The following is a 14,973-nucleotide window of genomic DNA, read 5'->3' as shown; positions in this document are numbered from 1 at the left end:
AATGCAGCCTCTGCGTTCCTCACGCAGAGGCCACAGCGTTAAGCCTGACCCGCTAATAACGTAAAACCGTGTGTCCCGTCCTTCTCCAGTTGCGCGACTAAACCATATTCCCAGTCGAGATAATCCTGCATGACCTGCGGGCTGACATTGGTTCCTTCATACGGACGCTTATAGCGATCTTGCGCATTGTCCAGATATGCCGATTCACCGCGTTCAAGAGGCAATCCGGCTGCAATCCAGCCTACGGTTCCCTTCTCCAGCAGATAAACTTCTTTACCCGTCAGTGCTGCCACTTCGGTGACAGCGTAACGTGCCAGTAACCCGCTGGTGCAGGTGATCACCCAGCGCTGTTTTTCAGGCTGTGCAGCGATAATCTGCGGGATGTCAGCACGTGTGGTCCAGACAGCACCGGGAATACGGCGGTTCAGGAAGTTGGCGCTGGTGGTCAGATCAAGCACCCCGGTGTTTTCGTCGCTCAGCCAGTTGAGCAGTTGCTCGGGTTTAACCGACTCAACCGCCGGAGCGGGCGCCACCTGTGCCTGCCAGTCGCCTTGCTCATTCAGATCATCCGGCTGAACATCGGCCACATACACTTCCCAGTTCATCTGCGCCAGCCACGAAGCCGCCATCCTTGCGCGTACACCGTCATTATCCACCAGCACGATGCGGGCACCGCGCACGCTCGCCGTGTGATCGGTTTCCTGAACCAGCTGACCACCTGGTACGTGGCGTGATCCAGCCAGATGACCGGCGCGGAATTCCTCAGCGGTACGCACATCAAACAGATACAGCGTGCGCGAATCATCCCGCTGCCAGTCATGAATTTGTGACAACGTCACAGAACGTACACCAGCCCGAATCGCCAGAGCCTGCGCGCCTTTCAGGGCAAATGTTCTGGCGCTTTCGCTGAGTTCAGGAAAATGCGCCAGCTGATTATGTGCCAGAGCCTGACCTGCCAGCGTCCAGCCAATTGTTCCGTTGCTTAAGGCAGTCACCGGCTGTTTAACTCCGGCATTGATCAGCGACTGCGTGCCGATAATACTTCGGGTGCGTCCGGCGCAGTTGATCACGATATGTGTCTTTTCGTCCGGCACTACATCGCGCAGACGCAGCGCCAGTTCTCCGCCCGGAACGCTGACGCCACCGGGAATACTCATGGTCTGAAACTCGTCAAAGCGCCGGACATCCAGCACTGCAATGTTTGCGCCCTGCTGTTGCAGCGCCTGCACCTGTTCTGCGGTCAGCGATGGCGTGTGGTAATGATGTTCTACCCATTCGCCAAAGGCTTTACCTGGCGCATTCACATCAATAAAGATTTCGCCGCCAGCTTCACGCCAGCCTGCCAGATCGCCAGCCAGCAAAGCGATATCCTGATAACCCAGCGACTTCAGAAATTCAGCGGCACGCACCGCTTTACGCTCACCACGGGCCTCATCGTAAAACTTGCCATTGTCGTACAACGTGATCGCTGTGCGACGATTTGGAATACGATCCAACACGTCCAGTTCCAGCTTCGACAGTGAAAGATTAGCGGCAAACAGCGGATGTCCGGTAGCAAATGCCGCTTCCTCGCGCACATCAATTAGCGCCACTTCCTGCCCTTCGCGCAGGGCTTCATGCAGCCCTGAAAAATGGCGCAATGGCCACGCATGCAAATCAGTCATGAGTTTTCTCTTTGGACAGATCCCAGATATTGGGAAGACAGGAACCGGAATAGCCGGAGATAAAGGTTTTCTCAGTGCCATCAGGCAGATAGACCGCCCGCGATACCGCACCAATATTATCGCCGTAAACATGAATACTGACCGACACCCGGTCGCTGTAAACATTGCTCACCTGATGAATATCCAGCACATCCGGCGCAATTTTCTCGACGTCACCCGCTTGCAGGGTGACGGGTTTACCCTCCGGTTGCAGTGAGCCATCGGGATGACGCGCATAGTTCTGACTGATTTCCGCGCCCCGCAGCATACCAATCAGCCCCCAGACACGATGGTCATGAATCGGCGTTTTTTGCCCCGGCCCCCAGACAAAGCTAACGACGGAATAACGCGAAAGCGGATCGGCGTACAACAAATATTGCTGATAATGCTCAGGATGCGGTTGTGCAAACTCGTCGGGCAGCCAGCTGTCATGGCGGATAAGTTCGCCCAGCAGACGACTTCCCCGCGCCAGAATTTCTGTCTGCCCGTGCGGTTCCTGCACCAGCCGCGTGAAATCCGCCAGAAATTGCCGCAGCGGCGCGACCTGTAATGTTGTCATGGCTTTCCTCTTCTCTTTGTCTCATCAGAGACAACTCAGCACTGTTATCACCACAGGCTAGCACCGGCGAAACACAACCAAAATTCATTTTATGGATAAGCTAATATGCAAATCACACATAAAAATGTGCAGCAGGATCCAGCTTCCCGCTTAAAATTGATTTATTCTGCCTGACTGACCAATGTCGATGTCGGACAAGAAAATGCCCGTAGAAATGGCCAATTAAGCGAGCCAATTACATAAAGAGTGCTGATGAAAATTGAAGACCTGACTGCTTTTGTGGCAGTGATACGCCTGCAATCCACCCGCCTCGCTGCCGATGAACTGGGGCTGACGCAACCGGCCATTACCCGCCGGGTACAGAATTTCGAAGAATCGCTGGGCATTGCGCTTCTCAACCGCCAGACCAAACCGCTGAAACCTACGCTGATGGGCAACCGGGTTTATCAGCAATGCCGTCATATTTTGCGCGAAGTGGATACCCTGACCGATCTGGTTGCCGCCGACAGCCCGCCGTCCGGCCTGCTGCGTCTTGCGGTACCACAAAGCCTGAGCGAAAGCAGTCTGCTGCCGGCACTGAAAAAACTCTCATCGCAGTTCCCGGAGATCCAGCCACGTTTGTCGAGCGGCTGGGGCGAGGAGCTGTTATTGCGCGTGCAGAGCCAGGAGCTTGAAGCCGCCGTCGTGCTGTTTCCGCTCAGCAAACAGTTTCCGGAAGGTGTGGAAAATCAACCGCTGGGCGCGGTGGATCTGGTGGTTGTCGGACCGAAGGATCAGCAGGCTTTGCCGCAGAGACTGGAGGATTGCTATCAGCGCGGATGGATCCTGAATCCGCAGGGGTGTGGTTTTCGTGCCGCGTTACAACGTGCGCTGACCGAGCAAGGGTTGCCGCTGCTGATTAATCTCGAAGCGTTTGGAACGACGTTGCAGTTATCACTGATCGCTGAAGGTCGCGGACTGGGACTGATGCCCCGCGCTCTGGTTGAACACCACGCGCTGCGCGATCAGCTGGAATTGTATGCCCTAAAAGATTTCGCCCCTCGCAGTCAGCTGTGGCTTATCTATCCGAATGTCCCGGCCAGTCAGATCCCTGCAATCGATGCGTTTGCGGCAGCGATTGCAGAAGGATTAGATTTGGCAGACGTGCATAAGCCTTCAACCTGCTAAGCGGATTCCCTTTCCACCAGCGCCGGAGGCACAATGATGTTTTGTGCTTCAAGATTTTGTCCGCCGATCCGCAGCAGCAGACGCCTTGCCGTGGCATGACCAATTTCACGGGCTGAGTTGGCAATCGACGTCAGCGGCGGTTCGGTCAGTTCAGATTCAGGCGCGTCTTCCATGCCGATCAGGGCGATTTTCTGCTGATAAAAACTGTCTACCGCCCCGCCGCCGACTTCAGCGCCGGTGCGTAACACACCAAAGTAAGCGCCCAGAGCGACAGACGATTTATGGCAAACAATCGCGCTGATTTTCGGGTAGTGAGAGAGCAAGGTTTCTGCTGCATCGGCCGCACATTTTTGCTGATAATCGCACTCGATAATCCATTCACTGCGAAACGGCAGGCCGTACTGTAATAACGTGGCGCAGAAACCACCGAGACGTTCCGCGCGGGTTAACGAATGGCTTTCGCCGCCAAGATAAGCAATTTGTTTGTGACCATGCTTGATCAGATATTCCGTGGCCATTTTTGCGGCCAGCATATTATCGGGGCGCACCACATCGATACCTTCAATACCGCCTGAACGCGCGGCACACACCAGCGGCACGCCCTGCTCTTCGGCTCTTTCTTTCAGACCTGCGACTGAATTCACCCCGCCGGCGATCACAATGCCGTCCACGCCATGCGTGAGTAGGGTTTCAAAACAGCGCATCAGCCCTTTGCCGGTTGAACCGCTTTGCAGCAGAAATAACACTTTCCCCTGCGCTTCAAACATTTCGCTCAGACCCGCGGTCATTTCGGCATAAAACGGCTCGCAGATATCGCGCACAATCAGCCCGACAACCCCGGATTCACCGCCCCGCAGCGTACTGGCCTGACGGTTACGCACGAAACCGAGTTCATCCACGGCGCGGTTCACCCGCTCTGCTGTGGTCTGAGAGATCCGCCCTTTGCCGCTGAGCACCAGAGAAACGGTGGTGACCGAAACACCAGCATGCTGCGCCACATCGATAATGGTTATTTTTTTATGATTCATCAGACATTGTCGTTCATATCAAACTCCATGAAACGGGATCCTTTCCCGTCCGCTGCATCCCCCCGGAATTCTACCGCAGGAAAAATTAGCGTGGTCAGACAGTTATACCTAATTCGACGTAATGAGTAAAACGTTTAACCTCCACTTTACCACTGCAGTGCGGGCATGATCGAATAGTGTGAAGTACAACACGTATTAATTAGGTAAAACGTTTTATCTTAGCCGCCATCAAAACACAGCTTAATAAAACAACTCAGGGAGCGGGTATGCCTGCCAGTAAAAAACAAAAAGTCACACTTTGGGAATTCTTCCAAAGCTTAGGGAAAACCTTCATGTTGCCGGTCGCCTTGCTGTCCTTCTGCGGCATCATGCTGGGTATCGGCAGTTCGTTAAGCAGCCACGACGTTGTGACGTTATTGCCTGCTTTAGGTAATCCGGTTCTGCAGCTGATTTTCGTCTGGATGAGCAAGGTCGGTTCGTTCGCGTTCAGCTTCCTGCCGGTGATGTTTGCTATCGCTATCCCGCTGGGCATGGCGCGTGAAAACAAAGGTGTGGCAGCGTTCTCCGGCTTTGTCGGTTTCGCAGTGCTGAACCTGGCCATCAACTTCTTCCTGACCGCTAACGGCACGTTGCCGACAGTGGATCCGGCGGTTCTGAAAGCCAACAACATTCAGATGATCCTCGGGATCCAGTCTATCGACACCGGTATTCTGGGCGCGGTCATCGTCGGTATCATCGTTTACATCCTGCATGAACGTTACAACACCATCCGTCTGCCGGATGCACTGGCGTTCTTCGGCGGTACCCGTTTCGTCCCTATCGTGACGACCGTGGTGCTGGGTCTGGTTGGTTTGATTATCCCGCTGATCTGGCCTTTCTTTGCCGCAGGGATCAACGGTCTTGGCCGTCTGATCCAGGGCGCGGGCGTGTTTGGTCCGATGATCTTCGGTTCCGGCGAACGTCTGCTGTTACCTTTCGGTCTGCATCACATTCTGGTTGCGCTGATCCGCTTCACTGAAGCAGGCGGCACGCTGGATGTCTGCGGTCGCGAAGTGAGCGGCGCACTGACTATCTTCCAGGCGCAGCTTTCCTGCCCGACCACTCACGGTTTCTCTGAAAGCGCGACGCAGTTCCTGTCTCAGGGTAAAATGCCAGCCTTCCTCGGCGGCTTACCGGGTGCGGCACTGGCGATGTACCACTGTGCGAAACCAGAAAACCGTCATAAAATTAAAGGCCTGCTGATTTCCGGCGTTGTGGCTTGTGTGGTTGGCGGTACGACTGAACCGATCGAATTCCTGTTCCTGTTCGTGGCACCGGTTCTGTATGTTATCCACGCACTGCTGACCGGTCTGGGCTTCACGATCATGTCGGTTCTGGGTGTAACCATCGGTAATACTGATGGCAACATCATCGATTTCGTGGTCTTCGGTATCCTGCACGGTACAGCGACCAAATGGTATCTGGTGCCGCTGGTGGCCGCTATCTGGTTCGCGGCTTACTACGCAATCTTCCGTTTCTCCATCACGCGCTTTAACATTAAAACGCCGGGTCGTGAATCTGAGAATATGCCAGCCGCAGCAGCCGTACCGTCTTCCAGCAAATCTGGCTACAACGTGCCGGTTATTCTGAGCGCACTGGGCGGTGCCGGTAATATCGTTTCACTGGATAACTGCATCACCCGTTTGCGTCTTTCGGTTGCGGATATGTCACTGGTTGACGATGCTACGCTGAAAGCTAACCGTGCTATTGGTGTCGTGCATCTTAACGAGCACAACCTGCAAGTGGTTATCGGCCCGCAGGTGCAGTCGGTGAAAGATGAGCTGGATTACCTGATCCGCACCGCGGCCAGTCACAGCGCACCGGAACCGGTCACCGCGTAAGATTCTGATTTACAGGGCGACTTATGTCGCCCTTTTCTGCTTTATTCAGGGAGTGAAACGAATGTCCTCAGCTTCTTTTGATTTCGATACCGTGACCGATCGTCATGGCACCTGGTGTACCCAGTGGGATTATGTCGCCGACCGTTTTGGTAGCGCCGACCTGTTGCCCTTTACCATCTCAGACATGGATTTCCCCGCCGCGCCGTGCATTCTCGACGCGCTGCAAAAACGCCTGCAACACGGCGTTCTCGGTTACAGCCGCTGGCATCATGACGATTTTCTTGGCGCGGTGGCGCACTGGTATCAGCAGCGTTTTAACAGCCAGATTGACACTGACATGGTGGTGTATGGCCCGTCAGTGATTTATATGGTTGCGCAACTTATCCGCCAGTGGAGCCAGCCGGGTGACGGCGTGGTGACATTTACGCCCGCCTACGACGCCTTCTTCAAAGTAGTGGATGGCAATCAGCGCCAGATGCTGGCCTGTCCGCTGATCAAAAACGGTAACGACTGGTCGCTGAATGCTGAACATCTGGAAAACCTGCTGGCGCAACCGGCCTGCTCCTTGCTGTTGCTGTGCAGCCCGCACAATCCGACCGGTAAAGTCTGGACGCGCGAAGAACTGACGCTGATCGCTAATCTGTGTGAACGTCACAACGTGCGGGTGATCAGTGATGAAATCCACATGGATATGGTCTGGGGCGACAATCAGCATACGCCGTGGAATGAAGTGGCGTGCGGAGAATGGGCATTACTGACGTCAGGCTCGAAAAGCTTCAACATCCCTGCGCTGACCGGCGCTTACGGGCTGATCAGCCACAAGACGCAGCGCGAAACTTACCTGCATCAGCTGAAAGCCTGCGACGGGTTATCGTCTCCGGCGGTGCTGGCGGTTCACGCCCACGTGGCAGCGTATCATCACGGTGAATCCTGGCTGGATGCGTTGCGTGAATACCTGCAAGCCAACCTGCGTTACGTCGCCGACCAGCTGAATGCCGCATTCCCGCAACTGAACTGGCAACCGCCGCAGTCCACCTATCTGGCGTGGATTGATTTGCGTCCGCTGGGACTTGACGATAAACAGCTGCAAAATGAGCTGATCGAACATCAAAAAGTCGCGATCATGCCGGGTTATACCTACGGCGAAGAAGGCAACGGCTTCCTGCGCCTGAACGTCGGCTGCCCGCGTTCGAAGGTAGAGGCCGGTGTGCAGGCTTTGATCCGCGCAATAAAAAACTTGCAGCAATAACCGTGCAGCTTCCTCCCCTGCGAAGGGGGAGGAGCTTAGTTGCGCAACAACATTTCATTCAGGGTGATTCTACAGTTATAATGCCCCGCACATTTCAATAATAATGAGTGCACACCATGATCGACACACGCCTTCCCCTGACCGATATTCACCGCCACCTTGATGGCAACATCCGCGCTCAAACCATTCTCGATTTAGGACGTCAGTTTAATCTGACCTTGCCTGCCAATGAACTCGAAGCCCTGCGCCCGCACGTGCAGGTGATGCATACCGAACCGGATCTGGTGAGTTTTCTGCAAAAACTCGACTGGGGCGTCAAAGTGCTGGGCGATCTGGATGCCTGCCGCCGTATTGCTAAAGAGAACGTTGAAGATGCCGCGCGTGCCGGTCTGCATTACACCGAACTGCGTTTCTCCCCTTACTACATGGCGATGAACCACAAACTGCCGGTGGCGGGTGTGGTGGAAGCGGTGATTGAAGGGATCCGCGAAGGTCAGCAACATCATGATATCGATGTGCGTCTGATCGGCATTCTTAGCCGTACTTTTGGTGAAGACGCCTGTCTGCAGGAACTGGAAGGCCTACTGGCGCACCGCGATGGCATTACCGCGCTGGATCTGGCCGGTGATGAACTGGGCTTCCCGGGCAGCTTGTTCCTCAGCCACTTTAACCGCGCACGTGACGCGGGCTGGCGCATTACCGTTCATGCCGGTGAAGCGGCAGGTCCGGAAAGCATCTGGCAGGCTATCCGTGAACTGGGTGCAGAACGTATCGGCCACGGCGTGAAAGCGGCGCAAGACCCTGAACTGATGGACTTCCTGGCAAAGCACCAGATTGGTATCGAATCCTGTCTGACTTCAAACATTCAGACCAGCACCGTCGGCTCTTTCGAAAACCACCCGCTGGCAGTATTCCTGCGCCACGGCGTGCTGGCGTCTATCAATACCGATGACCCGGCGGTTCAGGGTATCGAGATTGCCAACGAATATAACGTTGCCGCGCCAGCTGCTGGTCTGACTCAGGAAGAAATCCGTCAGGCGCAAAAGAATGGCCTGACTATGGCGTTCCTGACTGAAACTGAGAAGCAGGCAATTCGCGATAAAGTGTCCGCGTAACTGTTTTTTAAGCAGCAAAAAGGGCGGGATACTATTCCCGCCCTTTTCTTTTTTATTCAGCGGGTTAAACCGGCTTAACTTCTTCTTTCTTCACTACCGCTTCAGCTTCTTCACGCGCCACACGTTTGGCATAACGCGAAGCCAGCACTGCGCAGACCATCAGCTGGATCTGATGGAAAATCATCAGTGGCAACACCATCGCGCCCACAGCCGCCGCCGGGAACAGCACATTCGCCATCGGAATACCGTTCGCCAGACTTTTCTTCGAACCGCAGAACACAATGGTGATTTCATCTTTGGTATTGAAACCAAACAGACGCGCCACGTAAGTGTTGATGATCAGCACAATCGTCAGCAGCACAATCGAACAACCGAGGATCGCCAGCAGTGACCATCCGTCGATCTGGTGCCATATCCCTTCAACCACGGCAGCGCTAAATGCCACATAAACCACCAACAGTATCGAAGAACGGTCAGTAATATTGACGATTTTTTTATGACGTTGCACCCACGCACCAATCAGCGGACGGCACAGATGTCCGATAATAAACGGCACCATCAGCTGTAAAACGATAGATCCGATGGCGTGCAAGGTGTCACTGGTGCCGCCCTGCGTGTGCATCAGCAAGCCAACCAGCACCGGCGAGAGGAATACGCCGAGAATACTGGATGCCGACGCGCTGCAAATCGCCGCCGGAATATTACCGCCCGCCACTGAGGTATAAGCAATCGCCGACTGCACGGTCGCTGGCAGTGCGCAAAGATACAGGAAACCGTAATACAACGTCGGCGTCAAAATATCCACCGGCACCAGCCATTTCATGCCCAGACCGAGCAACGGGAACAGCGCGAAGGTGCTGAGGAACACCACCAGATGCAAGCGCCAGTGGCTGATCCCCGCCATAATGGCTTCACGGGAAAGCTTCGCCCCATGCATAAAGAACAGCAGCGCGATAGCGGCGGTAGTCAGGTAGCCGAAGAAAGTTTTATAAATCCCTTCACACGGGAAAAATGAAGCGATGACGACGACACAGACCAGGATCAGCAAAAATTTGTCGATTTTCAGACGTTGTAACCAGGACATGAACCTTCCTTGCAAAGTGAATAACAAATGAAAAATAAAAGTGCCACGAAAGTGACACTTCATAAACGCAGACGACTTATTAGTTCTTGATGACTTTCAGCGTCGCCTGTTGTTCTGAGGACTGGATCCCCAGTTCGATCATTTCCATGACGCGGATAGCATCTGCGGCAGGAACCGGGTTATCGCCCTGTCCGTTAATCGCATCGCGCACACCGGCATAATAGGCCGGATAATTGCCCGGAATGGTCAGCAGTGATTTCTCAGCCAACACGCCATCGTGACTCAGCGTAATCACGCCATCTCGTTTGTCGAATCCCCAGTCAGGTTGTGGTAAACGTTCACCGGCTTTCAGCCGGTCCTCCTGCGGATCCAGGCCAAATTTCACGTAGCTGCCCTTTTCGCCCTGCACGATGAACCGCGCTGTTTCCGCCACTGCATACACGGTGCTGTGCAGCACGACGCGACGGCGCGGATACGTCAGCACGGCGTTAAAATAATCCACCGCTTTGCCGCCGGGACGTAACACAGCCAGATCAGCCTGCAAAGTTTCCGGCACACCGAACAGTTGCAGCGCCTGATCCAGCAGATGCGAACCTAAATCAAACCAGATGCCGCTGCCCGGCGCATCACTTTCACGCCAGCGTTGCTGCACCTGTGGTTTATAGCGGTCGTAATGGGATTCGAAATACACAACCTCGCCGAGCGCGCCTTCTTCAATCAGCGTTTTAACCGTGAGGAAATCGGAATCCCAGCGACGGTTATGGAACACCGACAGTACCTTGCCTTTTTCACGTGCCAGCGCATCCAGCTCGCGGGCTTCTGCCAGCGTGACGGTAAAAGGCTTATCCACGATCACATGTTTACCGGCTTCCAGCGCCAGCTTAGCCAGAGGGAAATGCGTGGTATTAGGCGTCGGGATCACCACCAGATCGATAGAAGCATCAGCAAACAGCTTTTCCGGCGAATCAACTACCGCCACATTGGGCCAGTCGGCATGGACTTTACCGGCATCGCTGCTGGAAACCACGGCAAGTTCCAGACCGGGCGTGCCGTCGATCAGCGGGGAATGAAAAGTTTTACTGGCGAAGCCGTAGCCGATGAGGCCTACGCGGAGGGTCTGGGTCATATGATTTCCTTTATTTAACGGTCTTGCCCGTCAGGACGCTAATCATCTGATTTGACACCAGCTTACAAAGCTGGACAAGTGAAATTTTTCGTGGGCTTGCCGCCCAAACGGGCCAGAGAATTGGGCTCGCCGCCCAAACGGGCCTTCAGGTCAAGGTCAAGGTCGTGGGTTGTGCCACCCACACTGACTGAAAGGTCAAGGTCGTGGGCTCGCCGCCCACACTGGCCTTAGGGGTGGCTTATCGCCGCCACCCCTAAGAACCCCGGGCTCTTTCACTGCGCGTTATCACAGGTACGACGGACATGTTCTGGTGCATCAGTGAGTGGCGCAAAATGTCATCGCTGCGCGATTCCCGAATTTCAGGTGTCGAGCCTCTGGTCTCGAACCATTCATTCGGTGCCATTTTTGAGCACGCCAATCCATTTTTATAAAAGATGAATAACAGTCTGCCGTTGATTTTCAGATCGTGCGGGCGATTCAGAAATCTTGCTGAACGGAGCGGCCTGGAGACCAAAGGCTCCAGGACCGAGTGAAGGCACCGCGCAGCGGCAAGATTTCCAGCCTGTCACAGCGGTAACTGAAACATAGCCAGCGAGCGGAGCGCGCAGTAAAAAAAACGCAGGATTCCAAAGGGTTTCGTTTAAAACCCTTTGGGCCAGTGTGGGCGGCGAGCCCACGACCTTGACCTAAGGGAAGGCAAGTCAGATCATCGGCAGGTTCAAATGATTCCGTTCTGCGCACGCCTGCGCCTGATCATACCCCGCATCCGCATGGCGCATCACTCCCGTCGCCGGGTCATTCCACAGCACGCGTTCAAGCCGCGCATCAGCTTCTTTAGTGCCGTCGGCCACGATCACCATACCGGCATGTTGCGAGAAGCCCATACCCACGCCGCCGCCGTGATGCAGACTCACCCACGTTGCGCCACCCGCGGTATTGAGCAAGGCGTTAAGCAGCGGCCAGTCGGACACTGCATCCGAGCCGTCTTTCATGGCTTCGGTTTCACGGTTTGGCGAGGCTACAGAACCGGTGTCCAGATGGTCACGGCCAATCACCACCGGCGCTTTCAGTTCGCCGTTGCGTACCATTTCATTGAACGCCAGACCGGCGATGTGGCGCTCTCCCAGCCCCAGCCAGCAAATACGTGCTGGTAATCCCTGGAAGGCAATGCGCTCACGCGCCATATCCAGCCAGTTGATAAGATTGGCGTTATCCGGGAATAACTCTTTCAGTTTGGCGTCAGTTTTATAGATATCTTCCGGATCCCCGGAAAGTGCCACCCAGCGGAACGGGCCTTTACCTTCACAGAACAGCGGACGAATGTAAGCCGGTACAAAACCCGGGAAATCAAAGGCATTAGCAACGCCTTCATCTTTAGCGACCTGACGGATATTGTTGCCGTAATCCACGGTCGGAATCCCCATCGCATGGAAATCCAGCATCGCCTGAACGTGTTTAGCCATCGACGCGCGCGCGGCTTTTACCACAGATTGCGGGTCTGACTGACGTGACTCCTGCCATTTCTCCAGGCTCCAGCCTTCCGGCAGATAGCCGTTCAGCGGGTCATGGGCAGAAGTCTGGTCAGTGACGATATCCGGGCGCAGACCGCCTCCTTTGGCACGTGCCACTAGCTCTGGCATGATTTCAGCGGCATTACCCAGCAGGCCAACAGAAATGGCCTTCTTCTCAGCGCAGGCTTTTTCAATCATCGCCAGCGCTTCATCAATGCTGTGCGCTTTGTAATCGAGATAACGGGTGCGCAAACGGAAATCAATGCGCGATTCCTGACATTCAATCGCCAGCACGCAGGCACCGGCCAGCACGCCCGCCAGTGGCTGAGCACCGCCCATGCCGCCCAGACCGGCAGTGAGGATCCATTTGTCGCGCAGGTCGCTGTTGTAATGCTGACGCCCTGCTTCCGCAAAGGTTTCATATGTGCCCTGCACGATGCCCTGCGCACCGATGTAAATCCAGGAACCGGCGGTCATCTGGCCGTACATCATCAGACCGGCTTTATCCAGCTCGTGGAAGTGATCCCAGTTCGCCCAGTGCGGCACAATGTTGGAGTTGGCAATCAGCACACGAGGCGCGTCAGTGTGGGTGCGGAAAACCCCCACCGGTTTACCGGACTGCACCAGCAGGGTTTCGTCTTCACGTAGCTTGCGCAGACTTTCGAGAATGCCTTCAAACGCAGGCCAGTTACGCGCTGCTTTACCAATCCCGCCATACACCACCAGATCTTCCGGGCGCTCAGCGACATCCGGATCCAGGTTGTTCTGGATCATGCGGTACGCCGCTTCAATCAGCCAGTTCTGGCAGCTCAGTTCCGTGCCATGTGGCGCACGGACAACACGAGCAACCGCCATTTTTTGTGGAGCGTTCATTGTCGTTTCCTCTAAAATTCAGATTCGGATTCAGAAATAGTTTCAGGCAAAGCTTGGCAGCAGCGCTTCAATCGCAGCCGGCCAGTGTTCACGGGAAGCCCACAGACGCATCATTTCCACGTCCGGCGCCATCAGGCGATCTTTCTCCAGGAACGCCACGTTTTCGCGGATGGCTTTCATCTCATTTTCCAGCGTGGCCGAACTTTGCAGCGGACGGTGGAAGTCGATCCCCTGAGCCGCCGCCATCGCTTCAATCCCCACCACGACGCTGGTGTTAAAGCACATGTCGCCCAGACGGCGTGCGGCGTAGGTCGCCATAGAAACATGATCCTCCTGATTCGCCGAAGTCGGCAGGCTGTCCACGCTACCCGGATGTGCCAGTGATTTGTTTTCTGATGCCAGCGCAGCGGCCGTCACCTGCGCAATCATAAAGCCGGAGTTCACCCCGCCGTCATTGACCAGGAAAGGCGGCAGACCGGAAAGTCCCGTATCCAGCAGCAGTGCCATGCGGCGTTCGGAGATCGCACCGATTTCGGCAACAGCCAGTGCGATGATGTCAGCGGCGAACGCCACCGGCTCGGCGTGGAAGTTACCGCCGGAAATCACATCCCCGTTTTCGGAAAACACCAGCGGGTTATCGGACGCCGCATTGGCTTCGATACGCAGGATGCGTGCGGCATGGTGCAGGTTATCGAGGCAGGCGCCCATGACCTGCGGTACGCAGCGGATGGAATACGGATCCTGAACGCGACTACAATCCGCATGAGAAGTGACAATGTCACTGCCAGTCAGCAAAGTGGTCAGTGCAGCCGCCACGCTTACCTGTCCCAACTGACCGCGGGCTTCATGAATACGCGGGTCAAGCGGTCTGACCGAACCTTTGATGGCTTCCAGCGACAGCGCACCCGCCACCAGCCCTGCAGAGAAGACACGCTCGGCTTCGAACAAACCGGACAGGGCCAGCGAGGTAGAAACCTGCGTACCGTTGAGCAGCGCCAGCCCCTCTTTCGGACCCAGTTCGAAAGGCTTCAGACCGGCGGTGGCGAGCCCTTGCGTGGCTGACATTTTTTCACCTTTTGCTGTCACCTGACCTTCACCAATCAGCATCAGGGAAAGATGCGCCAGCGGCGCTAAGTCACCGGAAGCCCCGACGGAACCCTTCTCAGGAATGCACGGATAAACGCCAGCGTTGAACAGCGTAATCAGCGCATCAATCACTTCGATGCGGATACCGGAATGCCCGCGTGACAGGCTCAGCACTTTGGTCGCCATCACCAGACGCACCACATTGTCAGCCAGATCCTTGCCGATACCCACACTGTGAGACAGCACCAGATTGCGTTGCAGTTCCGCCAGACGCTCTGCCGGAATACGCGTTTGCGCCAGCTTGCCGAAACCGGTGTTAATGCCGTACACCACTTTGCCAGATTCCACGATGCGGGTGACCGTCTCCTGCGATGCCAGCACGCCTGCACGCGCCTCCTCAGCCAGCTCAAGGCGAACATTGCCCTGATAAATCCTGCGCAACATCGGCAAGTCAACGTGACCCGGTTGCAGGCGGCAAAGGGTGAATTCAGTGGATGAAGAAGCCATAATCTATTCCTGTATAGACAAGTAAAACGGGAAGTAAACCCGGCTAAGAACGCTGTCCGCCGGGTGTTTATGCAATGCTTTACAC

At 55.3% G+C, this 14,973-nt stretch carries 11 protein-coding genes; 4 read left to right on the top strand and 7 right to left on the bottom strand.

What is annotated here, in order from left to right; genetic code table 11:
- Positions 1 to 38 precede the first annotated feature (38 nt).
- Together ACM615_RS18130 and ACM615_RS18125 are read right to left on the bottom strand one after the other, a co-directional pair.
- Complete coding sequence (locus tag ACM615_RS18130) at positions 39 to 1,664, bottom strand: rhodanese-like domain-containing protein (RefSeq protein WP_431012277.1); 1,626 nt, start codon at positions 1,662 to 1,664, stop codon at positions 39 to 41.
- Positions 1,657 to 2,262, bottom strand: a complete 606-nt coding sequence (locus tag ACM615_RS18125; RefSeq protein ID WP_129638221.1) for a cysteine dioxygenase — start codon at positions 2,260 to 2,262, stop codon at positions 1,657 to 1,659. The genes ACM615_RS18130 and ACM615_RS18125 overlap by 8 nt, the downstream gene beginning before the upstream one ends.
- A gap of 252 nt (positions 2,263 to 2,514) precedes the next feature.
- Here ACM615_RS18125 and ACM615_RS18120 point away from each other — a divergent pair, with 252 nt between their 5' ends.
- A complete protein-coding gene (locus ACM615_RS18120) occupies positions 2,515 to 3,429 on the top strand; it encodes a LysR family transcriptional regulator (RefSeq protein ID WP_431012276.1) in 915 nt (304 codons plus the stop codon).
- On the opposite strand, the gene malI is transcribed toward ACM615_RS18120, so the two are convergent.
- Positions 3,426 to 4,457 (bottom strand): Mal regulon transcriptional regulator MalI, encoded by a 1,032-nt coding sequence (gene malI / locus ACM615_RS18115; protein ID WP_112287016.1) that lies wholly within the window; start codon positions 4,455 to 4,457, stop codon positions 3,426 to 3,428. The genes ACM615_RS18120 and malI overlap by 4 nt on opposite strands.
- 266 nt (positions 4,458 to 4,723) lie before the next feature.
- Here malI and malX point away from each other — a divergent pair, with 266 nt between their 5' ends.
- The 3 genes from malX to add all read left to right on the top strand — a co-directional run bounded on the left by malX (position 4,724) and on the right by add (position 8,701).
- Entirely contained in the window at positions 4,724 to 6,337 is a 1,614-nt protein-coding gene (gene malX / locus ACM615_RS18110) for a maltose/glucose-specific PTS transporter subunit IIBC (protein ID WP_129638219.1), read from the top strand.
- Positions 6,338 to 6,398: 61 nt separating this feature from the next.
- Complete coding sequence (locus tag ACM615_RS18105) at positions 6,399 to 7,586, top strand: MalY/PatB family protein (RefSeq protein WP_431012275.1); 1,188 nt, start codon at positions 6,399 to 6,401, stop codon at positions 7,584 to 7,586.
- 116 nt (positions 7,587 to 7,702) lie between these two features.
- Entirely contained in the window at positions 7,703 to 8,701 is a 999-nt protein-coding gene (gene add / locus ACM615_RS18100; RefSeq protein WP_129638217.1) for an adenosine deaminase, read from the top strand.
- A gap of 64 nt (positions 8,702 to 8,765) precedes the next feature.
- Here the strand turns inward: add and ACM615_RS18095 are convergent, their stop codons facing one another.
- The 4 genes from ACM615_RS18095 to hutH form a co-directional block, all read right to left on the bottom strand.
- The gene (locus ACM615_RS18095; protein ID WP_431012274.1) at positions 8,766 to 9,785 is read right to left on the bottom strand and encodes a bile acid:sodium symporter family protein; all 1,020 of its coding nucleotides are present in this window, start codon (positions 9,783 to 9,785) and stop codon (positions 8,766 to 8,768) included.
- A 79-nt stretch (positions 9,786 to 9,864) separates the two neighbouring features.
- Positions 9,865 to 10,911, bottom strand: a complete 1,047-nt coding sequence (locus ACM615_RS18090) for an oxidoreductase (RefSeq protein WP_159282514.1) — start codon at positions 10,909 to 10,911, stop codon at positions 9,865 to 9,867.
- Positions 10,912 to 11,612: 701 nt separating this feature from the next.
- Positions 11,613 to 13,295 (bottom strand): urocanate hydratase, encoded by a 1,683-nt coding sequence (hutU, locus tag ACM615_RS18085; protein WP_431012273.1) that lies wholly within the window; start codon positions 13,293 to 13,295, stop codon positions 11,613 to 11,615.
- 42 nt (positions 13,296 to 13,337) lie between these two features.
- Positions 13,338 to 14,888 (bottom strand): histidine ammonia-lyase, encoded by a 1,551-nt coding sequence (gene hutH, locus ACM615_RS18080; RefSeq protein ID WP_129638213.1) that lies wholly within the window; start codon positions 14,886 to 14,888, stop codon positions 13,338 to 13,340.
- Between the last annotated feature and the right edge of the window lie 85 nt (positions 14,889 to 14,973).

This window comes from Rahnella sp. PAMC25617, from assembly GCF_050606005.1.
GTDB classification, from domain to species: domain Bacteria; phylum Pseudomonadota; class Gammaproteobacteria; order Enterobacterales; family Enterobacteriaceae; genus Rahnella; species Rahnella variigena.
The sequence above is the reverse complement of the archived record's forward strand: the minus strand, read 5'-3'. Positions and strand labels throughout refer to the sequence as shown.